Origin of the sequence: Pseudomonas mandelii, assembly GCF_006438925.1 — a bacterium.
GTDB lineage: Bacteria > Pseudomonadota > Gammaproteobacteria > Pseudomonadales > Pseudomonadaceae > Aquipseudomonas > Aquipseudomonas mandelii_C.
Map to the genome: position 1 here is coordinate 229,008 of NZ_RCZA01000011.1, position 23,335 is coordinate 252,342.

General features: G+C 58.9%; 16 protein-coding genes and 1 rRNA gene. 7 read left to right on the plus strand and 10 right to left on the minus strand.

What is annotated here, in order from left to right:
- Nucleotides 1–18: 18 nt before the first annotated feature.
- Nucleotides 19–1,269, minus strand: coding sequence for a kynureninase (kynU, locus tag EAH74_RS24650; protein ID WP_140681731.1), 1,251 nt, complete (start codon nucleotides 1,267–1,269; stop codon nucleotides 19–21).
- Between the two features lie 220 nt (nucleotides 1,270–1,489).
- On the opposite strand from kynU, the gene EAH74_RS24655 reads away from it, so the two are divergent.
- Nucleotides 1,490–1,963, plus strand: coding sequence for an Lrp/AsnC family transcriptional regulator (locus EAH74_RS24655; protein ID WP_140681733.1), 474 nt, complete (start codon nucleotides 1,490–1,492; stop codon nucleotides 1,961–1,963).
- A gap of 47 nt (nucleotides 1,964–2,010) precedes the next feature.
- Here the strand turns inward: EAH74_RS24655 and EAH74_RS24660 are convergent, their stop codons facing one another.
- A complete protein-coding gene (locus EAH74_RS24660; RefSeq protein ID WP_140681735.1) occupies nucleotides 2,011–3,024 on the minus strand; it encodes an AraC family transcriptional regulator in 1,014 nt (337 codons plus the stop codon).
- Nucleotides 3,025–3,408: 384 nt separating this feature from the next.
- Between EAH74_RS24660 and antA the strand changes: the two genes are divergently transcribed.
- From antA to EAH74_RS24680, 4 genes are read left to right on the plus strand one after another with little or no spacing between them, the layout of a single operon-like run.
- The gene (gene antA / locus EAH74_RS24665) at nucleotides 3,409–4,797 is read left to right on the plus strand and encodes an anthranilate 1,2-dioxygenase large subunit (protein WP_140681736.1); all 1,389 of its coding nucleotides are present in this window, start codon (nucleotides 3,409–3,411) and stop codon (nucleotides 4,795–4,797) included.
- A gap of 2 nt (nucleotides 4,798–4,799) precedes the next feature.
- Complete coding sequence (gene antB, locus EAH74_RS24670; protein WP_140681738.1) at nucleotides 4,800–5,291, plus strand: anthranilate 1,2-dioxygenase small subunit; 492 nt, start codon at nucleotides 4,800–4,802, stop codon at nucleotides 5,289–5,291.
- Nucleotides 5,292–5,308: 17 nt separating this feature from the next.
- On the plus strand, nucleotides 5,309–6,334 hold the full coding sequence (gene antC / locus EAH74_RS24675; RefSeq protein ID WP_140681740.1) for an anthranilate 1,2-dioxygenase electron transfer component AntC: 1,026 nt from the start codon (nucleotides 5,309–5,311) through the stop codon (nucleotides 6,332–6,334).
- Nucleotides 6,335–6,377: 43 nt separating this feature from the next.
- Nucleotides 6,378–7,781 carry an amino acid permease gene (locus tag EAH74_RS24680; RefSeq protein WP_140681742.1) on the plus strand — a complete coding sequence of 468 codons (1,404 nt, stop codon included), beginning with the start codon at nucleotides 6,378–6,380 and terminating at the stop codon, nucleotides 7,779–7,781.
- 64 nt (nucleotides 7,782–7,845) lie between these two features.
- Here the strand turns inward: EAH74_RS24680 and kynA are convergent, their stop codons facing one another.
- Together kynA and kynB are read right to left on the minus strand one after the other, a co-directional pair.
- Complete coding sequence (kynA, locus tag EAH74_RS24685) at nucleotides 7,846–8,700, minus strand: tryptophan 2,3-dioxygenase (protein WP_140681744.1); 855 nt, start codon at nucleotides 8,698–8,700, stop codon at nucleotides 7,846–7,848.
- Nucleotides 8,697–9,362 carry an arylformamidase gene (gene kynB / locus EAH74_RS24690; RefSeq protein ID WP_140681746.1) on the minus strand — a complete coding sequence of 222 codons (666 nt, stop codon included), beginning with the start codon at nucleotides 9,360–9,362 and terminating at the stop codon, nucleotides 8,697–8,699. The genes kynA and kynB overlap by 4 nt, the downstream gene beginning before the upstream one ends.
- 286 nt (nucleotides 9,363–9,648) lie before the next feature.
- On the opposite strand from kynB, the gene EAH74_RS24695 reads away from it, so the two are divergent.
- The gene (locus EAH74_RS24695) at nucleotides 9,649–9,993 is read left to right on the plus strand and encodes a cupin domain-containing protein (RefSeq protein WP_008024653.1); all 345 of its coding nucleotides are present in this window, start codon (nucleotides 9,649–9,651) and stop codon (nucleotides 9,991–9,993) included.
- Nucleotides 9,994–10,163: 170 nt separating this feature from the next.
- On the opposite strand, the gene mmsB is transcribed toward EAH74_RS24695, so the two are convergent.
- Nucleotides 10,164–11,051 (minus strand): 3-hydroxyisobutyrate dehydrogenase, encoded by an 888-nt coding sequence (mmsB, locus tag EAH74_RS24705; RefSeq protein WP_140681748.1) that lies wholly within the window; start codon nucleotides 11,049–11,051, stop codon nucleotides 10,164–10,166.
- Between the two features lie 10 nt (nucleotides 11,052–11,061).
- Nucleotides 11,062–12,588, minus strand: a complete 1,527-nt coding sequence (locus tag EAH74_RS24710) for a CoA-acylating methylmalonate-semialdehyde dehydrogenase (protein WP_140681750.1) — start codon at nucleotides 12,586–12,588, stop codon at nucleotides 11,062–11,064.
- Between the two features lie 163 nt (nucleotides 12,589–12,751).
- On the opposite strand from EAH74_RS24710, the gene EAH74_RS24715 reads away from it, so the two are divergent.
- Entirely contained in the window at nucleotides 12,752–13,699 is a 948-nt protein-coding gene (locus EAH74_RS24715; RefSeq protein ID WP_140681752.1) for a LysR family transcriptional regulator, read from the plus strand.
- Here EAH74_RS24715 and recD read toward each other — a convergent pair.
- The 4 genes from recD to rrf form a co-directional block, all read right to left on the minus strand.
- On the minus strand, nucleotides 13,696–15,798 hold the full coding sequence (gene recD / locus EAH74_RS24720; RefSeq protein WP_140681754.1) for an exodeoxyribonuclease V subunit alpha: 2,103 nt from the start codon (nucleotides 15,796–15,798) through the stop codon (nucleotides 13,696–13,698). The two genes, EAH74_RS24715 and recD, sit on opposite strands and share 4 nt — an antisense overlap.
- On the minus strand, nucleotides 15,795–19,481 hold the full coding sequence (recB, locus tag EAH74_RS24725) for an exodeoxyribonuclease V subunit beta (RefSeq protein ID WP_140681755.1): 3,687 nt from the start codon (nucleotides 19,479–19,481) through the stop codon (nucleotides 15,795–15,797). Before recB ends, recD begins: the two co-directional genes overlap by 4 nt.
- The gene (gene recC, locus EAH74_RS24730) at nucleotides 19,478–22,930 is read right to left on the minus strand and encodes an exodeoxyribonuclease V subunit gamma (protein WP_140681757.1); all 3,453 of its coding nucleotides are present in this window, start codon (nucleotides 22,928–22,930) and stop codon (nucleotides 19,478–19,480) included. Before recC ends, recB begins: the two co-directional genes overlap by 4 nt.
- A 156-nt stretch (nucleotides 22,931–23,086) precedes the next feature.
- Nucleotides 23,087–23,202: ribosomal RNA gene (rrf, locus tag EAH74_RS24735) — 5S ribosomal RNA — on the minus strand.
- Nucleotides 23,203–23,335 lie beyond the last annotated feature (133 nt).

Here is a 23,335-nt window from a genome sequence, read left to right on the forward strand (position 1 = left end):
GACAAGGACCTCGGAGATTCAGGTGACGCTATGGCGCACTTGGAATTGCGCTTGCGCCCAGGTTTTCTGATCAAGAATTTCGCCCAGGATCTGCACCGCATCCCAGACCTCGGTGAAGGTCGTGTACAGCGGGGTGAAGCCGAAGCGCATGATCCGAGGCTCGCGGTAGTCACCGATCACGCCACGGGCGATCAGAGCCTGGACCACCGCGTAACCTTCGGGATGTTCGAAGCTGACGTGGCTGCCACGCTTGGCGTGTTCGCGCGGGGTGATCAGCGTCAGCTCATGTGCGGCACAACGCTGCTCGACCAACTGGATGAACAAGTCAGTCAGCGCCAGGGATTTGCAGCGCAGGCTGGCCATGTCGGTCTGGGCGAAAATATCCAGACCGCACTCGACCATCGCCAATGAAGTGATCGGCTGGGTACCGCACAGATAACGAGCGATACCCTCGCTCGGCTCGTAGCGAGGCTCCATGGCAAACTGCCGCGAATGCCCGAACCAGCCAGACAACGGCTGCGCCACCAGATCACACAGATCGGGCGACACCCAGACAAACGCTGGCGAGCCCGGACCGCCATTGAGGTACTTGTAGGTGCAGCCGATGGCGTAATCGGCACGTGCCTGATGCAGGTCGACCGGCACCGCACCGGCGGAATGCGCCAGGTCCCAGATGGTCAGCGCGCCGCACTCGTGAGTCAGCGCGGTCATGGCTTGCATGTCGTGCATATAGCCCGTCTTGTAGTTGACGTGGGTAAGCATGACCACAGCGGTGTTCTGGTCTATCGCTTGCGGCAGCTCCTCGGGACTACCAACCAGGCGCAAGGTGTAGCCCTGTTGCAGCATGTCCGCCAGACCTTCGGCGATGTACAAATCGGTCGGAAAATTGCTGGATTCGGTGACGATCACTCGCCGTTTCGGCGACCGAGTGGCCTGCACCCGCAGGGCGGCGCTGAGCACCTTGAACAGGTTGATCGAGGTGGTGTCGGTCACCACCACTTCACCATCACGGGCGCCAATCAGCCCGGCCAATTGGTTGCCCAGACGCTCGGACAGGTCGCGCCAGCCAGCACTGTTCCAACTGCGGATCAGGCCATTGCCCCATTCTTCGGCGATCACCGCTTGAGCACGCGCCAATGCAGCAACCGGTCGCGCGCCCAGGGAGTTGCCGTCCAGATAGATCACGCCTTCGGGCAGTGCAAATTGCTGACGCAGTGGCGCCAGAGCGTCCTGAGCATCAAGCGCCAGGCAATCGTTTCTTGTCGTCATTGAGTGTCCTGTTTTTTGAATGACATGCCGTCCGGGCAGGTCGCGATAATCGGGTCGATCCAGGGTTTCGGTGTCATGTTTCAGGCGCTATTTCCCCCTTCTCGGTGGAGAAATAATGAACGAAGCTTTGGAGAATTTTCGTGCAAAGTGAGCAGCCTTATAGTAGTTATCTCGCAGAAAATTCGAATCTAACTCCAATAAACGCGGATTTATTCCAACCATGAATCTCGACTCGACAGACCTGCGAATCCTGCACCAACTGCAACAGGATGGCCGCATCAGCAATCAGGAATTGGCGGAGAAAGTCGCCCTGTCCCCGTCGGCGTGTTTACGCCGTTTGCGCCTGTTGGAAAGTGAGGGAATCATCACCGGCTATCGCGCGGTACTGAATGCCGAACGGCTGGGAATCGAACTGGAAGCCATCGTCCATGTATCGTTGCGACAGGACGTCGAGGACTGGCACGAAACCTTCATCAAGAAGGTTCAGTTGTGGCCGGAAGTGGTCACCGCTTATGTGATTACCGGCGCGAGCAACTATGTTTTGCGAGTCCAGGCGCGCAACCTCAAACACTTCTCCGATTTCATCGTCAACCATCTGAACCGCACAGCAGGGGTCACCGATATCCGCTCGGAAATCGTCCTGCAGAAAATCAAGGAGCGAGAGGAATTGCTTGATCTGGTGGTGCGCAAGTAAGGGAAACCGCCAGGGAGATATCGACAACTCCCTGGGCGTCCTGATCCTCAGAAGCCGCGCATGCGCCGGGCTTCGTTACGCTGCAAAGTCATGCTTGGGGATTCGTCGAACAACTTGCGGTACTCGGCAGAAAAACGCCCAAGGTGCGTGAAGCCCCACCCCATGGCGATCTCGGAAATATTGCGCGCAGAACCGTGCTCAAGAATGTCCTGACGCACGGCGTTCAAGCGGTATTTTTTCAGGTAGACCATCGGCGATAGCGCGAAGTACTTCTTGAACGCTTCGAACAATTTGAAGCGCGAGACTCCGGCCGCGGCTTCGATGTCTTCCAGATGCAGAGCTTCCCGGGCGTTTGCGTGAATGTATTGCCGGGCCCGGATCAGATAGTGCGGCAGCTTCACGCCCAACACGTCCCGCAGTTCTTCAGAATAATTGTTCGGCTGGGCGAGGATCAGCCCCTTGATCAAAGAGCTTTCGACATCCCGGGTGAAGGCCACTTGTTCATACAATTCACTGCTGCGTTCCAGCTCGGCGATGAAATAACGCGCCATGCGCCACCATGATGCCGACGCCCCGTCGACCGCATCCATCACCGACTCGAAACGCAAAGGCGCATCCAACGGTCGCTGCAGCATGCCTTCCAGAGACTCACTCATGGCGGCGCGGGTGATGACCACCTGGGCCTTGCGACAATCGCCGGAGATCGCCAGCACCTGGTTTTCATTCGGCGAAATGATCACCCCTTGATCGCGATTGGACTTCACCACGCTGCCGTTCTTGCTCAGCTCCTGCTCGCCCACCAACGGCAAACTCAGGCTGTAACTGCTGAAGTGCTCAGGGTCTTCGATATCGACGGTGACGTCGGTACCGTACTCAATCGTGCCCAGGGTCGTGGCCATCGACTTGAACACATTGGCGCTGTGATGAAAGCGGATCCGCTCCGGAGTGGTGGTCACGAGTCGATGGGGCCCGCAGATACCGGACATCCAGTTCCGCGCACCCTCAACGTCAAAGCTATCAATACGAATGTCGCGAAACTGCGGATCAGTTTTGCTACTCATCACGGGGCACCCACGGCGGTATTTTTCAAGCGCGCTCTGAGGGCGCGTATCAGGCAGGAAAGAGCAAATTCCAAGCCACAAAACGACGGTACCAACCCAGCGGATAGTAATCATCTACTAAGCGGACAACGCGCCCGGCTTGAAGCCCGCAAGTGTCATCGAACAGCATCCGACGTCCTGCAAAACAGTACCTGATTGCTGCAATCAGGTGCAGCCGTCCATCGCGTCAGGCACTGTTTGAGTAGTACCTGCCCAGCTCGATACGGGGGTGTTACCGCACAAATTTTATGGACTGCCTTCGTCGACAAACCGGATAGACCCCTGCCCGCCCCACTCTCTCTAATGAGCGCAACCGATTAGTCCGAATAAAAAAGGTACACACCCATGAGTGGCGAAAAAAACGTCGAGCAGTGGAAAGCGTTTATCGAAGGCTGCCTGGACTTCCGTCCGACAGACGGCGTGTTCCGGATCGCCCGGGACATTTTCACCGAACCGCAGTTGTTCGATCTGGAGATGGAACTGATCTTCGAGAAGAACTGGATCTATGCCTGTCACGAAAGTGAGTTGGCCAACAATCACGACTTCATCACTATGCGCGCCGGCCGCCAGCCAATGATCATCACCCGCGACGGTGACGGTCAGCTCAATGCGTTGATCAACGCCTGCCAGCATCGCGGCACGACCCTGACCCGTGTCGGCAAGGGCAACCAGTCGACCTTCACCTGCCCGTTCCACGCCTGGTGCTACAAAAGCGACGGCCGCCTGGTGAAGGTCAAGGCGCCCGGCGAATACCCGGAAGGGTTCGACAAGGCCACACGCGGCCTGAAAAAAGCACGCATCGAGAGCTACAAGGGGTTTGTGTTTATCAGCCTGGATGTTCATGCCGATAACAGCCTCGAAGACTTCCTCGGCGACGCCAAAGTGTTCTTCGACATGATGGTTGCCCAATCGCCCACCGGTGAGCTGGAGGTGCTGCCCGGCAAGTCAGCCTACACGTATGACGGCAACTGGAAGTTGCAGAACGAAAACGGCCTCGACGGTTATCACGTCAGCACTGTCCACTACAACTACGTGGCCACCGTGCAACACCGCCAGCAGGTCAACAGCGAGAACGGCACTGACAGCGGCACCACGCTCGACTACAGCAAACTCGGCGCTGGCGACGCCAATACCGATGACGGCTGGTTCGCCTTCGATAACGGCCACAGCCTGCTGTTCAGTGACATGCCGAACCCGACGGTGCGCTCCGGTTACGCCACGATCATGCCGCGGCTGATCGAAGAACACGGTCAGGAAAAAGCTGAGTGGATGATGCACCGACTGCGTAATCTGAACATTTATCCGAGCCTGTTTTTCCTCGATCAGATCAGCTCGCAACTGCGCATAATCCGCCCGATAGCCTGGAACAAGACTGAAATCATCAGCCAGTGCCTGGGCGTAAAAAACGAGTCGGACGCGGATCGTGAAAACCGGATTCGTCAGTTCGAAGACTTCTTCAACGTGTCGGGTCTGGGCACTCCGGATGACCTGGTGGAGTTCCGCGAAGCCCAGCGTGGTTTCCAGGCACGCCTGGAACGCTGGAGCGATATTTCCCGTGGCAGTCACCAATGGGCAACCGGCGCCACGCCCAACAGCGAGTCGATCGGCATCGCCCCGGCCATGACCGGAACCGAATTCACCCACGAAGGGCTTTACGTCAACCAGCACAGCAACTGGCAGAAATTCCTGCTCGATGGCCTGGAAGCGAAATCCCTGAAGCTACGTGAGGTGTGAACATGAATGCGCAATTGCAGTACCAGATCGAACAGTTTTTCTATCGCAAATCCGAACTGTGCGACGCCCAGGAGTGGGACGCCTATATCAAGCTGTTCGACGAGCACAGCGAGTTTCACCTGCCGCAGTGGGACTCGGAACACGTTTACACCGTCGACCCCAAGCGCGAAATGTCGCTGATCTACTACCCCAATCGTTCCGGTCTGGAGGACCGCGTGTTCCGCCTGCGCACGGGCAAATCCGCGTCCTCAACGCCGATGCCGCGCACCTTGCACCTGATCAACAACGTACGGATCGAAGAGGTCGAGGGCGGCGAGCTGGAGGTGCGTCTGAACTGGCACACCTTGTTCTATCGCCTGGCCACGTCCGAACAGTTCTATGGCCGCGCGACCTATCGCCTCAAGCCTCACGCAGACAGCTGGCTGATCACCCGCAAGCATGTCCTGCTGCTCAACGACACCATCAACTCGGTGCTCGATTTCTACCACCTCTGAAACCATGGAGACCGGGCATGAACCACAAGGTCGCGTTCAGCTTTGCCGACGGCAAAACGCTGTTCTTTCCCGTACAGCCTAACGAAATACTGCTCGACGCCGCCCTGCGCAACGGCATCAACATTCCTCTGGATTGCCGCGAAGGCGTCTGCGGAACATGCCAGGGGCGCTGCGAGTCGGGCGACTACAGCCAGGACTATGTGGATGAGGAAGCCCTCTCCAACCAGGACCTGCAACAACGCAAAATGCTCACCTGCCAGACTCGGGTGAAGTCCGATGCTGCGTTTTATTTCGACTTCGCTTCCAGCCTGTGCAGCGCCTCGGCCCCCGAGCAACTCAGCGGCAAAGTCACTGAAGTCAGGCAGGTCTCAGCCAGCACTGCGATCCTGCATCTGGATCTGGATCTGGGCACGACAGGCTTGCTGGATTTTTTGCCGGGGCAATACGCCCGGTTGCTGATCCCTGGGACTCAAAGCAGGCGCTCCTACTCGTTCGCCAATCGACCGAGCGACAGCAATCAGCTGCAGTTCCTGATTCGCTTGCTGCCCGACGGCGTGATGAGTAACTACATCCGTGAACGCTGTCAGGTGGGTGATGAAATCGCCCTGGAGGCACCGCTGGGCGCCTTCTATCTTCGGCACGTCGCCAAACCGCTGATCCTGGTGGCCGGCGGAACCGGGCTTTCCGCGCTGCTGGGTATGCTCGACGAACTCGCCGAGCGCGGGTGCGCGCAACCGGTGCATTTGTACTATGGCGTGCGAGACGCTGCCGATCTGTGCGAACGCACACGCATCGCCGCCTATGCCGAGCGTATTCCGGGGTTTCGCTACACCGAGGTCGTCAGCGATCCTTCGCCACAATGGGCAGGAAAGCGCGGCTACATTGCCGAGCATTTCGACACCAGTGAACTGCGCGACGCGCCGATCGACATGTACGTCTGCGGGCCACCGCCCATGGTCGAGTCGATCAAGAGCTGGTTGCAGACTCAGGCACTGGAGACCGTGCATCTGTATTACGAAAAATTCACCGAGAGTAATATCTGATCTTTCAAATCAGGCCTGACAACAATAATCAGAAGGGAACGAGATGGCGGATGAAATCTTGCAACAGGGAACGCTCAAGCGGGGGTTGAAAAATCGTCATATTCAACTGATCGCATTGGGCGGGGCGATTGGCACCGGGCTGTTTTTAGGCTCTGCCGGCGTACTCAAGTCGGCCGGTCCGTCGATGATCCTCGGCTATGCGATTGCCGGGTTCATTGCCTTCCTGATCATGCGCCAGTTGGGCGAAATGATTGTCGAAGAGCCGGTGGCCGGTTCGTTCAGCCACTTCGCCCACAAGTATTGGAGCGGTTATGCAGGATTTCTGTCCGGGTGGAACTATTGGGTGCTGTACGTGCTGGTGGGCATGGCCGAGCTGACGGCTGTCGGCAAGTACGTGCAGTTCTGGTGGCCGGAAGTCCCCACTTGGGTGAGCGCGGCAGTGTTCTTCGTGCTGGTCAACCTGATCAATACGATGAACGTCAAAGTCTTCGGCGAGATGGAGTTCTGGTTCGCGATCATCAAGGTCGTGGCGATCATCGGTATGATCGCCCTCGGTTGCTACATGCTGTTCAGCGGCTCCGGGGGCCCGCAAGCTTCGGTCAGTAACCTGTGGAGTCACGGCGGTTTCTTCCCCAACGGCACCACCGGTTTGCTGATGTCGATGGCGTTCATCATGTTCTCCTTTGGTGGCCTGGAGCTGGTCGGCATCACTGCCGCTGAAGCCAGCGAACCGAGGAAGGTGATACCCAAGGCGATCAACCAGGTGGTGTATCGCGTGCTGATCTTCTACGTCGGCGCACTCACCGTTCTGCTTTCGCTGTATCCGTGGGATCAACTGCTGCAGACCCTGGGCGCTTCGGGCGATGCCTACAGTGGCAGCCCGTTCGTGCAGATCTTCTCGCTGATCGGCAGCAATACCGCCGCGCATATCCTCAATTTCGTGGTACTGACCGCAGCGCTCTCGGTTTACAACAGCGGCGTCTACTGCAACAGCCGCATGCTCTACGGCCTGGCCGAACAGGGCGACGCACCGAAGTCGCTGATGAAACTGAACAAACAGGGCGTGCCATTGCGGGCGCTGGGTATCTCGGCGCTGATCACTATGTTGTCCGTGCTGGTCAACTACCTCGCGCCCCATGAAGCGCTGGAGTTGCTGTTCGCACTCGTGGTCGCCTCGCTGATGATTAACTGGACGCTGATCAGCCTGACCCACCTGAAGTTTCGTAAAGTCATGGGCCAGCAAGGCATCGTGCCAGGCTTCAAGTCGTTCTGGTTTCCCTTCAGCAACTACCTGTGCCTGGCGTTCATGGCCATGATCATCTGCGTGATGTGGATGATTCCGGGAATACGCGCCTCGGTCTTCGCCATCCCGGTCTGGGTCTTGATCATCTACGTGTTCTACCGGGTGCGTGTAGCGAGGGATCGAGGCTTGCCAGTCGCTCAATAGTCCCGGAGCGCAACAAAAAGCCCCGGCATTCAATGAATGCCGGGGCTTTTTTATACGGACGGGATCAGAGGGTCGAACGCACCCGCCACAACTCCGGGAACAGCACGGTATCGAGCATTTTGCGCAGATAACCGACACCTTCAGTGCCGCCGGTTCCCGGTTGAAAGCCAATGATCCGCTCAACCGTGGTGACATGACGGAAGCGCCATTGACGGAACGAATCCTCGAGGTCGATGAGTTTTTCGGCCAGTTGATAGAGATCCCAATAACGCGAAGGATCTTTGTAGACCTCGCGCCAGGCGGCTTCGACCGAGGCGTCATGCTCTGTCGGGAGGGTTGGGTCTCGCTCGAAACGCTGTGGGTCAATCTTCAAGCCCGCGCTGACCATCAAGCGAATCGCTTCGTCATACAGCGAAGGGGTCGCGATCGCCTTTTCAAGTTCCTGCAATAATTCCGGCCGATGGGCATGGGGGCGCAACAGGGTCGCGCTTTTGTTGCCCAAAATGAACTCAATCTCACGGTATTGAAACGACTGAAAACCGGACGACTGCCCCAAAAAAGGCCTGATTGAGTGGTATTCGGTGGGAGTCATGGTAGCCAGCACCGTCCAGGCATGCACCAGTTGATCAAAAATCCGCGAGACCCGCGCCAGCATCTTGAAGGCCGGTGGCAACTCTCCCAGCCGGACGTGTTCGCGGGCAGCCTTGAGCTCGTGCAACATCAGCTTCATCCACAACTCGGACGTCTGGTGCTGGATGATGAACAGCATCTCGTTATGGTCCGGCGACAACGGGTGCTGTGCACTGAGAATGCGCCCCAGATCCAAGTAGTCGCCGTAGCTCATGGAATCAGAAAAATTCAGCTCGGCGTTATGCCATTCCCCTGTCTGGTTAACAGGTGAATAGGGACATTGGCTCATTGAGCAGGCTCCTCACGTTGCGGTGAATTCAATGGACGCAGAATTGCCCTCACCGGGCTGGCGTCGAGATTGGCAAAGCGCAGCGGCAGCGCGATCAACTCATAGTCCCCTTCCGGGACCTCATCGAGCACGATGCCTTCGAGAATAGCCATGCCGTGACGGGCCACGGCGTTGTGCGAATCCATGGTCTTGGATTGCTGCGGGTCCAGCGATGGCGTATCGATACCGATCAAGCGCACGCCGAGACTGGCGAGCAGGTCGACGGTTTCTTTGGCGACGGCGGTGAAATCCGGGTCCCAGCTGGTCAGCGGCGCTTGTCGATACGTGCGCAGCAGGACGCGTTCGGGCAGGTTGTCCAGTCGACTCTCTATTTGCTCCGGTTGCACCAGTCGGCCGCTGTCCAGGCAATGCAACACCCGGCAAGGCCCGATATAAACATCAAGCGACACATCGCCAATGGCTGCGCCCTCCGGGCTGTAGTGCAGCGGTGCATCGACGTGAGCGCCGGTGTGCGGCGACAGCGTGATACGCCCGACATTCACCGGGCATTCAGGCCCGAAGGTCCAGACGCGCTCCTCCTGGAACGGCGTATCACCCGGCCAGGTCGGTGTTGCGGTACTCAAGGGCGGGCTGATGTCCCACCACGACATTGTTTTTTTCATTACAAAGCTCTCGGCCTTTTCCGAAGTGAATGATACGAGTGATACCTGTGCATGTTCTTGCAAAAACGTTCGCAAAAGCCTGAGGCTTTCGCACAAACTGCCAGGAATCGGCAGTTTATCGAGAGGAAATTTCAACGTACGCATCGCCGGTTTCCACCGCCAAGCGTTGTATGAACAGACGACGGCCGCTGCGCTTCTGGATACCTCAATGTCGAGCACAGACAACTGGTGCCGGACCAAGCCCTATAGGGTGCGACTTCAGTTCTCCCTAACGCTCGGAGTCATCATGTCCGCACCGATTACCGTTCTTCGCGATACCCACCCACTGCCGGTACTCGATGCCTGCAAATGGGAAAAACTCGAAGGCGACCCGCACACCGTCAACCTCAACGCCTACACCAGCGAAGACGGCAGCAAAATCATGGGCACCTGGATCTGCACGCCAGGCAAGTGGTATGTGGAATACGTGAAGTGGGAATACTGCGATTTCCGCGAGGGGTACTGCATCATCACCCCAGAGGGAAAGGAGCCGATCCATCTGCGTGCCGGTGATATTTTCGTCATTGAGCCGGGCATGAAAGGCACGTGGGAAGTGGTTGAGACCGTGCGCAAGTATTTCGTGTTTGCCTGATGCAAAAAAACCGGGAGGTCACCCGACGTGATTTCCCGGTAAATATCTATGGGTACATGCTGCCCCTGTGGGAGCGAGCCTGCTCGCGATGAGGCCAGCACATTCAACATCAACGATAACTGATCTACCGTTATCGCGAGCAGGCTCACTCCCACAGGTTTCCAGCCCGATTATTGCGGTTTGCGATAGCTGTTGATGATCGCCGAGAAGTCCTTGCCACCTTCCCCACGCTGGCTCATCGCCTGATACAACTGCTGGGCTACCGCGCCGAGCACCACCGGTTGGTGCGCCTGACGTGCAGCTTCCGTGGCCAGCCCCAGATCCTTGAGCATCAATTCGGCACCGAAACCACCGGTATAGCCGCGCGAAGCCGGCGCCGTTTCGACGATGCCCGGCCACGGATTGTACATCTCCGAACTCCAGCAACGGCCGGTGGAACTGTTGATGATTCCCGCCAACACCGTCGTGTCGATCCCGAGCGCATCGCCCAGCGCCATGGCTTCGCTGACACCGACCATGGAGATCGCCAGCAGCAGGTTGTTGCAGATCTTGGCGATTTGCCCGGTGCCGACTTCGCCGCAATGGACGATGTTGCGGCCCATTTGCGCCAGCACGGGTTGCAGGGTGGCGAACAGCTCAGGGGTAGCGCCGACCATAAACGTCAGGGTCCCGGCTGCCGCACCGCCAGTACCGCCAGACACAGGCGCATCCGCCATGGCCACGCCTTGCTTGGCCGCCGCCGCAGCAACTTCACGCGCCGTCTGCGGATCGATGGTGCTGCAATCGACTGCCGGCACGCCCTTGGCGATACCTGCCAGCACGCCGTCTTCACCCAGCCACACGCTGCGCACATGCACCGCGGCGGGCAGCATGGTGATCACAAGCTCCGCGTCTTGAGCGGCTTCTCGTGCCGAAGCGCTGATGCTGCCGCCCAGTTGTTCCAGCTCTGCCAGAACGGTTTTGTTCAGGTCGACCAGCCGTAGCGAATGGCCGGCCTTGATCAGGTTGCGCGCCATCGGCGCGCCCATGTTGCCGAGACCGATAAAAGCGATTTTCATGTCCGGCTCCTTAACGCAAGTTGATGGTGGTGTTCACACCGTCGTTGACGCTGTCGTCATCGAACCAGCGACTGGTGACAGTCTTGGTCTGAGTGTAGAACTGCACCACTTGCTTGCCATACGGACCGAGGTCGCCGAGTTTGGAACCGCGGGAACCGGTGAAGCTGAAGAACGGGACCGGCACTGGAATCGGGATGTTGATGCCGACCTGGCCAACGTCGATTTCCGTCTGGAATTTACGCGCCGCCGCACCGCTTTGAGTGAACAGGCCAGTGCCGTTACCGAACGGGTTGGCGTTGACCAGGGCGATGGCCTCGTCGAGGGTATCGACTTCCAGCACCACCAATACCGGACCGAAGATTTCCTGGGTGTAGATCTGCATCTCGGGTTTCACGCCGGAGAACAGGGTCGGGCCGACAAAGTTGCCTTTTTCGAAACCAGGAACGGTAACGTCGCGACCATCCAGCTCAAGCTTGGCGCCTTCCTTGATGCCGCTCTCGATCAGATCCAGAATCCGCGCCTTGGCCTTTTTGGAAATCACCGGACCAACATCAGTGCCCGGCTCGCTGCCGGCATTCACTTTGAGTTTCTGCGCCAGTGCCTTCAAGTCAGGCAACCATTGTTTGGCTGCGCCCACCAGCACCACCACGGAAGTGGCCATGCAACGTTGCCCGGCCGCACCGAAACCGGCGCCGACCAGTGCATTGAGCGCTTGTTCGCGGTTGGCATCCGGCAGCACAACGGCGTGGTTCTTCGCGCCCATCATCGACTGCACGCGTTTGCCATGTTTGCCGGCCAGGTCGTAGACGTGAGTGCCGACGGCAGTCGAACCGACGAAGGAAACAGCTTTGATGTCCTTGTGGGTGCAGAGTGCATCCACCACGTCTTTACCGCCATGAACGACGTTGAGTACGCCGGCCGGTACGCCAGCCTCGATCGCCAGTTCCACCAGCAGCATGGTCGACATCGGGTCCTGTTCGGACGGTTTGAGCACGAAGGTGTTGCCGCAGGCAATGGCCATCGGGAACATCCACAGCGGAATCATCGCCGGGAAGTTGAACGGGGTGATGCCGGCGCAAACGCCGATTGGCTGGCGCAGGGTGTAGGTATCGACGCCGCCGGCAACGTTCTCGGCGAACTCGCCCATTTGCAGGCTGCCGATGGAGCAGGCGTGCTCGACCACTTCCAGGCCGCGAAAGATATCGCCTTCAGCGTCGGCGATGGTTTTGCCTTGCTCGTTGCTCAGCACCACGGCGATACGCTTGGAGTGTTCGCGAATCAACGCCTGGAGCTTGAGCATGATGCGCATCCGCGCGCCGATCGGCGTCAGCTTCCAGGTCTGGAAGGCGCGATGGGCGGCACTGATGGCGGCGTCCACTTCCTGCGCGGTCGCGAACGGCACTTTCGCCAGCACTTGCTGGGTCGCCGGGTTGACGATGTCGTGCCACTCGGTGGTTTGGGACTCGACCCACTCGCCGTCGATCAACAGCTTTACCGTTTGGACAGTGGTTTCGTTTGGCGTGAGCGATGCGTTCATGTTGGGTCTCCGGGACGTTGTTCTTATTTAGAGAGCTATCTAGGGAGCCAAGGCGAGAAAGTCGCCTTGAGATGAGGCGCGTGTTGCGAATTGGTTGTCGGACTGTTTTTGGAGTATAGATGTGCAAACTTCTAATAAGAACGCACATAAAAGCCGGTCCATCATGCAAAAAAACATCACGTCTCTAGGCTCGTTGAACTGGGATGACCTCAAGTTTTTCCTTGAAGTCGCCCGCACCCGCAAGGCCAGCACCGCAGCGAAGCGCCTTGCGGTCGACTACACCACCGTGTCGCGGCGCATCAGCTCGCTGGAAGCGGCGTTGGGCACGTTGCTGTTCGAGAAATCCCGGACCAGTGGTTTTGTCCTGACCACCGAAGGCCAGCGGTTGCTGGGTTATGCCGAGTCGATTGAAAGCACGCTGCACATGGCCTGCGAGCAGGTTTCGGGGTCCGGGGTCGCGTTATCCGGGCATGTGCGCATGGGCTGCACCGAAGGCTTCGGCAGCTTTTTCATCACCCCGCAGCTGAGCCATTTCGTCGACGCCTACCCGGCGATCTCCGTGGACATCCTGCCACTGCCGCACTTCATCAGCCTGTCCAAACGCGAGGCGGACATCGTCATCGCCCTGGAGCGCCCGGAGCATGGTCCGTACGTCTGCTGCAAACTCTGCGACTACAAATTACAGCTCTACGCGACTCAGGATTATCTCGACAAGCATCCACCCATCCGCCGCCCGGCAGACCTGGGAAAACATTCATTCATCAGTTACGTCGACGATCTGGCGTTCAGCTCGGAGCTGTTGTACCTGGCAAATGTGTTGCCCGGCGCCAGTGCCAATCTGCGCAGCACCAGTGTGATTGCGCAGTTCGTTGCCGCGCAGCAAGGTCGGTCGCTGGCGATTCTGCCGTGCTTTCTGGCGGCCCAGGACCCGCGGTTGCTGCCGGTGTTACCGGAAGAGATCAACATCACACGACAGTTCTGGATGTACTGCCGCGAAGACCTGCGCAAGCTCAAGCGGATCACCCTGTTGTGGGATTACATCCGTTCGGTCACAGAGCAGAATCAGAGTCTGTTGATGGGCGAAAGTCGGGAGATGCTGTTCGCCGATTAGTCGGCGCTCACCTCATCCAACTCCAGCATCAACCCGCTCAAGCGCTTGACCTTGCGCCGCACCGCCTCTTCGAATACGCCGGAGCGAGGTTCGATCAGGGTGAACCAGTTTTTCCCCCGGGTTATTCCGGTATAGATCAACTCCTTGGTGAGTACAGGGTTCAGGACATCCGGCAGAATCAACGCCGTATGGGCAAATTCCGAGCCCTGGGATTTGTGCACTGTCATCGCGTACACGGTTTCGACATCGTTGAGCCGGCTTGGCAGAACAAACCGTACGCCGCCCTGACCATCATTACGCGGGAACGCCACACGCAACACCTGCTTCCCTGCCTCCGGCCCAACACGTTCCGGTAGCTTGAGGGCAATGCCGATGTCGCCGTTCATCAAACCCAAACCATAGTCGTTGCGAGTCATCAGCACCGGCCGACCTTCGTACCACTGCTGGTCGCTGTCGATCAGCCGAGCCTTGAGCAGCGCGGCGGTCACGCGTTGATTCAACCCCTCCACGCCCCACGGCCCTTTGCGTACGGCGCACAACAACTGGAAGGTGTCGAAGGCTTGCAGCACCTGGCGCGCCCAATCGGTCCAGCAGGGATCATCAAGCGTGCTGTCGAGCGGTGGCCGCAGGCTGCGCAAGAGACTCAGGTAATGGCGATAACCCTGCGGACCATCGCCATGCCCCTCAAGCAGCAAGCGTTCCAGCGCCCGGTCCTGTTCTCCCTTGAGGGGCAGGGAAAAGACGTCGTCATGGCTTCGCGCTGCCAACAACTTGCGGGCTTCCTCGGGTTGCTGCTGGTTGACCCAACGAGCCAGTTGGCCGATGCCGCTGCCCTCGCCGAACCGACGTGAATGACGCAGCATCACAACTTGCTGGGCCAGGGGATGAGCGCCTTGGGTGTCTTCCTGCAAACCGCTGGCATCCAGGCTTTCACCACTGACCGCTTGCAGCCACAGGCGAGTCTGTGGGCTGTACCAACCGGCCTCGGCGTCGCGGCACAGGTCGCCCAGCACGGCGCCGGCCTCCACCGATGCCAGTTGGTCCTTGTCACCGAGCAGCACCAGACGGGCATGGGCCGGCAATGCATCGAGCAGGTTGGCCATCATTTCCAGATCGATCATCGAGGCTTCGTCCACCACCAACACATCCAGCGGTAAGCGATTACCGGCGTGGTGACGGAAGTGTCGAGTACCGGGACGACTGCCGAGCAGACGGTGCACGGTGGTGACGTCTGACGGGATCTTCACACGCACGGTTTCATCGACTTCCAGAGTCCTGACCTGCTGACTGATGGACTCCGTCAGGCGGGCTGCAGCCTTGCCGGTGGGTGCAGCAAGACGAATTCGCAGCGGCTTGCCCGCCTCCACTGCCGGCGCCTGGAGCAACGCCAACAAACGCACGACCGTCGTCGTCTTGCCGGTCCCCGGGCCACCGGTAACGATGCTGAATGCACTGCGGGTTGCGAGGGCGCAGGCGAGTTTCTGCCAGTCAATCACTTCGCCGGGCCGAGCTGGGCCGAACAAACGGGTGAGGCGCTGGGACAAATCATCCGGCGTGGATTCGTGTTCGACCAGGCGTTGACGCAGCGAGGTGTCGATACGCCGTTCGTAAGCCCAGTAGCGACGCAAGTACAGGCGTTTGCCCGATAACACCAATGGCCGATGCTGCGCCGCCTCGCGGCCATCGACCGCCAATGCGACCAGACTACTAGAGGCCAGGACCTTGCACCAATGGGCACCGTCCAGCGCCTCAAGCAATTGCGACGGCAACAACATCGCACCACTCTGCACATCACCTTCCGGTGGCAGCGACAGGGCGAAGTCCGGCTCCTTGAGCGTCTCGAACACATCCAGGCACACATGACCGTGGCCCAGTTGATGACTGGCCAACGCAGCGGCCAGCAGCACCAGTGGATCATCGCCGGGAGCGAGCTCATGAAGAAAAGCGACGAAGGCTTTGTCCAGCGCTCGCAGCCAGCCGCGCTCAACCCAGCGCGTCAGCAACAAGAGCAAGTCATCGGCGCGACTCAATGGCGCCAGATCCGCCAGGCTTTCGGCTGTCAACGAAGTGGGCAGCAAATCAGCGAAGGTGCGACTCATAGCAAAACTCCCTGTTCCCAGGCGGGTTCGGCCTTGGGTTCTGGCTTGACCTGGAACAGCCGGTCCAGACGTTCGATCAGCTCTCTTGGAGGACGGGCGAAATACACGCCCTGGCTGGAAGCGCGTGTACCGCGCAGGAACAGGTACAGCGCACCACCGACATGCCGATCGTAATCGTAATCGGCAAGTCGCGCCTTGAGCTGGCGATGCAGGGCCAACAGGTACAGCACATATTGCAGGTCGTAACGGTTGTCGAGAATCGACTGCTCCATGGCCTGCTCGGTATAGGCCGCGTCATCGACGCCCAGCCAGTTGGATTTGTAGTCGGCGACGTAGTAGCGGCCGTCGTGCTCGAACGTCAGGTCGATGAAGCCCTTGAACATGCCATTGAGCAACACCGGCTCGGCAGCCACCCGGGCCACGCCGTTGTGGGTGTATTGACGCACCAGTTCATCGAGTTTGAGCACATCGACCTTATGACTGGCGAACCAGAATTCCATCTCGACCCGGTACTGGGTCAATCGCTCGAATACCACGGGGGCCTGCCCGCCGCCGATATGCAACGGGGACGCGAGCAGGTGCTGCAGCCAGTCGCTCAGGGCGGTTATCCAGCCCTCCCAGCCACGTCGGTTGCAACGACGGGCAATGGCGTCTTCCAGCGCTTGCGGTGTGGCGGCAAAACCTTCGTCACCGGCCCATTCGAGCAAACCATGGAGAAAGGTGCCGGGGTTCGGCCCACGAGGGAATCGATGGATATCAGCACCACCGGCCACCACTTCTCGTGGTGCTTGCGGATCGAGGCGTTCGTCGTCGAAGAGCTTTTGCGCTTGCGGGCTTTCCGGCGCTTCATCAGTGCCCACGCTCATGCTGTCGCCAATGCGCAGGGCACTGTAGGAAGCAATCCACCAGTTTTCGCTGGCCTTGCGCTTGGGTATCAGCGGAGCAAGCAACGTCGCATCGTTGCGCGGCGGATGGTAGTGCTCGACGGTCGCTTCAGGCATTTCACCGTAGCTCAGCGCTGCACAATCCTGCTGCAGGTCTTCCAGCCAACGCTTCAAGCCTGCCGACTCGGCCAATGGCGCTCCGCCGCCCATCAGATAGCCCAATGCTGACAGGTGCAGCATCGAGCTGTTGTTATTGCCGCGCTTGAGATCCGTCACTCCGAGCCAGCAGGCGTGTTGCGCCCGGGTCAGGGCTACGTAAAGCAAGCGCAGATCCTCGGCAAGACGCTCATCATCCGCCTGAACAATCAACTCGGCTGTCGGTTTCAAGGTCACTTGGGCCTTGCCCGTGGCGTCGTGGTAATGCAGCGGCAGACGGCTGCCATCCACCGGCTTCGCCGAGCAAATGAACGGCAGGAACACCAAGGGATACTCAAGCCCCTTGGACTTGTGAATGGTCACGACTTTGACCAGTTGTTCGTCGCTCTCCAGACGCAGGATCTGCTCTTCGCCGGCCTGACCGGACAGCGCCAGATGCTCGGACAAATGACGGATCAGCGCTTGCTCACCATCGAGCTCGGCGGCCGCTTGTTGCAGCAATTCGGACAAGTGCAGCAAATTGGTCAGCACCCGCTCGCCGTCACTGCGCATGATCAATGTCTGAGGCAGCTGGAAGTCATGCAGCAATCGCCGCAGCATTGGCAAGACGCCCTGCTTGCGCCAGAGCTCGCGATAATGGCGGAACTGCATGACCCGCGCTTCCCATGCCAGTTCGTCCTGATTCAGCCGCTCCAGTTCAGCCAGCGACAGGTTCAGCGTGATGCAGGCCAACGCGGCCCGCAGCGGGCGCTCGACATCCGGCTCGGCACAGGCCTTGAGCCAGGTCAGTACGTCGCGGGCTTCCTGGGCAGCGAACACTGAATCCTTGTCCGACAGATAGACGCTGCGCACGCCACGAGCGGAGAGTTCGCCGCGCACAGCCTGGGCCTCTTTACCGTCGCGGACCAGGATCGCGATATCCGCTGGCAGCAGACCTCTGAAGTCCTTGCCGTCCTGTATGAAACCCGCGCGACCTTGTTGCCCGCCGTTGAGCAAAGCGGTGATTTCACTGGCGCAGGCGGCGGCGAGTTGTTGTCGGTACGTCGCGCCGGACAGCGGCTGATCGGCGGACAGGTGCCAGATGTTCAGGGCAGGCACGACCTGGTCATCAACGTGCAGAACTTCTTTGCGTCCCTGGGACTCGACGGGCAGGAACGGTACCGGGTTCTCACCGTTCTTTTCACGAAACAGGAAGGCGCCCCGCCCGGTCTCGCGAGACTCGGCACGCTCGAACACATGGTTCACAGCTCTGACCATGCCATGACTTGAACGGAAATTGGTGCCTAGGGTATGCAGCCGGCCAGCGGTGGCCTGGCGAGCGCGCAGGTAGGTGTAGATGTCGGCACCGCGGAATGCGTAGATCGCTTGCTTGGGGTCGCCGATCAGAAACAGACCGCATTCGGGATTGTTGTCTTCGATGCGATAGATGCTCTCGAAGATCCGGTACTGCACCGGGTCGGTGTCCTGGAACTCATCGATCAGCGCCACCGGGAACTGCTCGCGAATCAGGGTCGCCAGCCGCTCACCGCCATCGGACTGCAACGCTGCATCGAGGCGCAGCAGCATGTCATCGAAGCCCATCTCCGCACGGCGACGCTTTTCTTCCTCGAACCGTGTACCGACCCACTGGGCGGCGTGTTGCAGCACGGCGGCATCAGGTGTCGGCAATCCATCGAGACTGGCCTTGAGGCCGGGCATGGCGTCCAGCCCGGGATGACTGGGTACTTCGCCCTTCCAGGCTTCGGCCATACCCTCGGGAGTCAGGCGCGAGAATCCGGTGCCGATATCCAGTTGCTCAAGGGATTCGTCTTCGGCCCAGGCCCTGATCTTTTCAAACCAGGGTTCGAAATAGCGCGCCTGCATTTTTCGACCATCGACACTTTTGCTCGCAACCCCCTGGTGACAGACGGCAAGCAATTCGTCTGCCCACTGGCGCCAGGGCATCTTGAGTTCGAGCAAGGCTGCCCGTCGCTCTTGCAGACACTCCGTGATCAGCTCGGCAGGCTCTTTACCTTCAACACTGTCTCGCTCACTGGCGAACAAACCACGTACTCGCGGCAGCAATGCCGCCGGACCACCCCAATTCCCCCGCACCCAGCTCAGCGCATCACCTTGCATCGGGTAGCAAAACAGGCGCCAGTAATCGCGCAGGACTTCGCCCAGCAAATCGCTGTGATCGGTTTCCAGGGTTTGTGTAAACAGGCTGCCACTGTCGAACGCATGTTCGCGCAACATGCGCTGGCACCAACTGTGGATAGTCGAAACTGCAGCCTCGTCCATCCACTGCGCGGCGATGTCCAGGCGGTTCGCGCAGCCGGACCATTGCTCGGGTAGATATTCGTTACGAAGTTCCGCGATAAGGCTATCGGGCGCCGGTGTTTCATCACGGAAAAACCGTGCAGCTTCAGCAAGACGCGTGCGGATACGTTCGCGCAATTCTTTGGTCGCGGCATCGGTGAACGTCACAACGAGGATTTGCGGCGGCAACAGTTCACGTCCGAAGCCGCTCGACTCTGCGCCGTGGCCAAGGACCAGGCGCAGATAAAGCGCGGAAATGGTGAAGGTCTTGCCGGTCCCGGCGCTCGCTTCGATCAGTTGGCTGCCGCGCAGGGGAAATGCCAAGGCCAGCGGTTTTGTGGTCATGCGCGCGCCTCCTCGCTGTTCAATGAACGCCAAGGCGCTTCAAGCAACGGCCGGTACAACGCGTTGCACCAATCCGGGAACGTTTCGTCTGCGGCAAGCGAGTCGAAGTCGGCAAACTGTCGGGCGAGTGCCGGGCTTTCGCGACGCTCGCCGTCGGAGGTCAAGCCATCACCTTCATAGGCCTTGCGGGCTGCGGCCTGGGCTTTGACCGGATCAGTTTGACCAAGCCATGCGAAGCCGGTCTTCACCGCAATCGGCAGTGGTTGACGCATGCCCGTTTGCCAAGCCATTAACAGGTCGCCCAGAATCCGCAAGGCTGCATCCTCCGGCATCGGACCGAGCAGCAGACTGTCGTCGCTGGCCACCAACGCGGTGGTCATCGCCATACCACTGGCGCAGGCAACCAGATGATTGACCCATGGCCGTGTCAGCCGATGCCATTTGCGCGATTTGATTGAGCCGATGCTGTTGGGGATTGTAGTGACTGATAGCAAACCACCGTCCGCACGTTGATGCAGGCCGCTGAGCCAACCTTCCAGGCGCAGACCCAGCAATTCCAGACTCACTGGCAGAGCGTTGGTGAGCGGCGTTGGCCATAGCGCCAAAAGCTGTTGGTAACGCTGCAGCAGATCCGGCAACGGTTCGATCAACTCTCGCTGAAGGCATTCGCCGAACCCGGCCATGGGCAGAAGCCCACTGTTTTGCAAACGTTTTGCCTGTGCTTCCAGTACCTGGTCGGTGCTGTCCAGATGTCCCAGCGCCGCTTCGAGCAAGCTGTCGCTGAGGCTGTAACGTTGCAACGCGTCGAGTACAAATGGCTCTTCATCAGCCAAGGGCACTTCAGCCGCTTCGAAATACACTTTCAGACGCTGACTGAAGAAATGTCGCACAGGATTACGCAGGAAGTCCTGCAGTTGACCGAGACTTAGCGGCTCCTCCTGAACATAGGGATCAAGGACCTCGATATCAGTCGACGCCTCACTGGTTTGATGCAGCACCTGCCATTCATTCGCGTAGCTAAACAAATCATCGCCTTCATGGAAGTAGCGGGCGCTGAACGGTTGCAGTGGATGTTCCTGAGTGATGGCCTCAAGCAGATCTTCGTCGACATCATGCAGTCGCCAACCGCTGGCCAGATGATCTCGCAATTGGCCAATCAGTACCGACGCAGGGCGTTCACTGTTATCGCGAATGCTGCGACCGACCCAGCTGATATAGAGTTGGTCACGTGCCGACAACAGCGCTTCCAACAGCAGATAGCGGTCATCTTCACGTCGGGAGCGATCGCCAGGGCGGTAGTCACTGCCCATGAGGTCGAAGTCCAGTGGCGGCTGTGCGCGCGGGTAGTCCCCGTCATTCATACCCAGCAGACAGACCAGTTTGAACGGGATCGCTCGCATGGGCATCAAGGTGCAAAAGTTAACCGCACCGGCCAGAAAACGCTGGGACAGGCGGCCTTGGTCGAGACCGGCGAGCCAGGCTTCACGGACCACGGTCAACGGCAGCTCATCATACAAACCAACTGACTCGCAGGTCTCAAGCCAGGTTTCACGCAGCTCTTCGAGTTGGGCCAACACGTAGTCGTCATGCTCGTTACTGGCCAGGAAAAACAACTGAACCAGTGCGTGCAATCGAAAGCCCCATTGTTTGGGAGCTGCGGGTAGAGAGAGCTCCTGGTGGGCAATCTCCAATGCGTCCAGCAGCGCGACCAAAGGCCCAATGAGCGCGGCATCCAGACCACCGATCTCGTCGTAGGGTTCGATACCCTCGCAAGCACTGGCACTGCCCACGGCATAACCGAGCAGCATCCGTCGCAGGCCGAAACGCCAACTGTTTTGTTCCAGCTCCTGCGGCAGACCGAGACCCGCGCGCTGCTCGGCATTCATGCCCCAGCGGATGCCTGCGCCTTCGATCCAACGGTGCAGGGTCGGCAGATCACGTTCCTCTACACCGAAGCGAGCGCGTAGTGCAGGAACATCCAGCAGATCGAGGATCTCGCTCACGGGGAAACGGCTGTCGGGCAGTTTGAGCAGATGTTCGATAGCAATCAGTAACGGGTCGCGACCACGCTGGCCTTGATCTGCGAGCGTGAAGGGAATGAAACGCGGATCGTTGCGTTCAAGCTGAGCAAATACCGCACGAATATGCGGTGCGTAGCTGTCGATGTCCGGGACCATCACGATCACATCGCGAGGCCTTAAGTCTGGATCAGCACTGAAGCGTGCAAGCAACTGGTCGTGGAGGATCTCCACTTCGCGCTGGGCGCTATGGGCAATGTGAAAACGGATCGACTCGTCCATCGCCGGATCGACAGCTGGCCAGCGCTCGCGAGTCTCGTTCAAGGGACGCAACTCAAGAATGTCGTCCTGCAATTGATTGAGCATGTTCTGTGGATGGCTATCGCTGAACAGGTCGATACGGCCATCGCGGAATGCCGAGCGATAGCTGTTGGGATCGTCGTAGCTGTCGAGCAGATTGATATAGTCCCGCCCCTGCTTGCCCCATGCCGCCAGTAGTGGATGGGCATGCTGGTGAAGGGTTTGCGGGTCGAGCACAACCGGCATTCCGCTCTTGCGAGCCTGACGCTTGTATTGATGCCGCAACAGGTCTTTATCGGCGACGATGTCTGCCCAATGGTGACGACACGGGTTGTGCACGCAGAGCAGAACCTGGCTGAAGCGCGCCAGCCCCGCCAGTGCTTCCAGGGCTTGTGCGGGCAGTGAAGAAATCCCGAAAACGATCACCCGTGAAGGCAATCCGCTTGGGGCTACGTCGAGGCTGTTGATGCGCTCGATAAACCGTTGATGGACGCCGGCTCGGCTTTGCGCCATGCCTTGTTCACCCACATCCAGCAACAGCGCTCGCCACAACTCTGCCTGCCAGCAGTTAGCCGGGGTCAGAGGTTTGGATTCGCCTCTGCCATTTCGTAATTGATGGCGACCTTCTGCCCAGTCTTCAAGCCAGTCGGCCCGATACACCTGGTATTGGTCAAACAAATCCGCCAGCCGCTCAGCCAACTGATAGCGTTTGCGTAAATCGGTGTCATGGGTAAGGAAGCGCTGCAGCGGTTCGAAGTGCGGTTGATTGATCAACTGCGGAAGCAGACGCATAAGACGCCAGGTCAAGGGAGCTTTATCGAGCAGGGATTTGGCCGGGATTTCGTCACGTCCAAGCACCATGCGATAGAGCTGCCACATGAAGCTACCTGGTAACTGCACGTCGATGGCTGCTGCGATTCCGCAGCCGCCCATGTCATCGTCTTCAGGGTCTTCTGCCAGTGCCAGCTTCAGCCATTGGGCGATGCCGTTGCTCTGAACCAGGGCAATTTCATTTTCCAAGGGAGCCAACGGGTAACGCCGCATCCAGCTGACCACCAGGCTGCGCAACTCGTCCAGGCGATTGCCGTGAACCACCATAAAACCAGCACTGAGGGACGTCGCGTCCGGCATAAAGGCTTCCTTGGGAAAATACAAAAGCTAGGGCCGAACCTTAGCATTGTCGGGAGACTGTGACAGCCGGAAGCCGTCCGGTATTGCTGTACGAACTTTCCTGCGGGCAAAACAAAACCCCTACCTGCATACGCAGATAGGGGTTTCGGAATTTAATCTTGACGATGACCTACTCTCACATGGGGAAACCCCACACTACCATCGGCGATGCATCGTTTCACTGCTGAGTTCGGGATGGGATCAGGTGGTTCCAATGCTCTATGGTCGTCAAGAAATTCGGTAGCCAGGTCGTTCTCCTTACGGATCACGCTCCAGCGAATGGGTATGCGATAGATTTGTGTGTTTCGTTTCGAATTTTCGACTTGTATCGTCTTCACACACCGCAATCTGGTGCCTTTTCAGGTC

What these genes read in the sequence shown, in the direction of transcription:
- kynU (WP_140681731.1), bottom strand. Translation starts at nt 1,269, where the DNA reads ATGACGACAAGAAACGATTGCCTGGCGCTTGATGCTCAGGACGCTCTG.
- EAH74_RS24655 (WP_140681733.1), top strand. Translation starts at nt 1,490, where the DNA reads ATGAATCTCGACTCGACAGACCTGCGAATCCTGCACCAACTGCAACAG.
- EAH74_RS24660 (WP_140681735.1), bottom strand. Translation starts at nt 3,024, where the DNA reads ATGAGTAGCAAAACTGATCCGCAGTTTCGCGACATTCGTATTGATAGC.
- antA (WP_140681736.1), top strand. Translation starts at nt 3,409, where the DNA reads ATGAGTGGCGAAAAAAACGTCGAGCAGTGGAAAGCGTTTATCGAAGGC.
- antB (WP_140681738.1), top strand. Translation starts at nt 4,800, where the DNA reads ATGAATGCGCAATTGCAGTACCAGATCGAACAGTTTTTCTATCGCAAA.
- antC (WP_140681740.1), top strand. Translation starts at nt 5,309, where the DNA reads ATGAACCACAAGGTCGCGTTCAGCTTTGCCGACGGCAAAACGCTGTTC.
- EAH74_RS24680 (WP_140681742.1), top strand. Translation starts at nt 6,378, where the DNA reads ATGGCGGATGAAATCTTGCAACAGGGAACGCTCAAGCGGGGGTTGAAA.
- kynA (WP_140681744.1), bottom strand. Translation starts at nt 8,700, where the DNA reads ATGAGCCAATGTCCCTATTCACCTGTTAACCAGACAGGGGAATGGCAT.
- kynB (WP_140681746.1), bottom strand. Translation starts at nt 9,362, where the DNA reads ATGAAAAAAACAATGTCGTGGTGGGACATCAGCCCGCCCTTGAGTACC.
- EAH74_RS24695 (WP_008024653.1), top strand. Translation starts at nt 9,649, where the DNA reads ATGTCCGCACCGATTACCGTTCTTCGCGATACCCACCCACTGCCGGTA.
- mmsB (WP_140681748.1), bottom strand. Translation starts at nt 11,051, where the DNA reads ATGAAAATCGCTTTTATCGGTCTCGGCAACATGGGCGCGCCGATGGCG.
- EAH74_RS24710 (WP_140681750.1), bottom strand. Translation starts at nt 12,588, where the DNA reads ATGAACGCATCGCTCACGCCAAACGAAACCACTGTCCAAACGGTAAAG.
- EAH74_RS24715 (WP_140681752.1), top strand. Translation starts at nt 12,752, where the DNA reads ATGCAAAAAAACATCACGTCTCTAGGCTCGTTGAACTGGGATGACCTC.
- recD (WP_140681754.1), bottom strand. Translation starts at nt 15,798, where the DNA reads ATGAGTCGCACCTTCGCTGATTTGCTGCCCACTTCGTTGACAGCCGAA.
- recB (WP_140681755.1), bottom strand. Translation starts at nt 19,481, where the DNA reads ATGACCACAAAACCGCTGGCCTTGGCATTTCCCCTGCGCGGCAGCCAA.
- recC (WP_140681757.1), bottom strand. Translation starts at nt 22,930, where the DNA reads ATGCCGGACGCGACGTCCCTCAGTGCTGGTTTTATGGTGGTTCACGGC.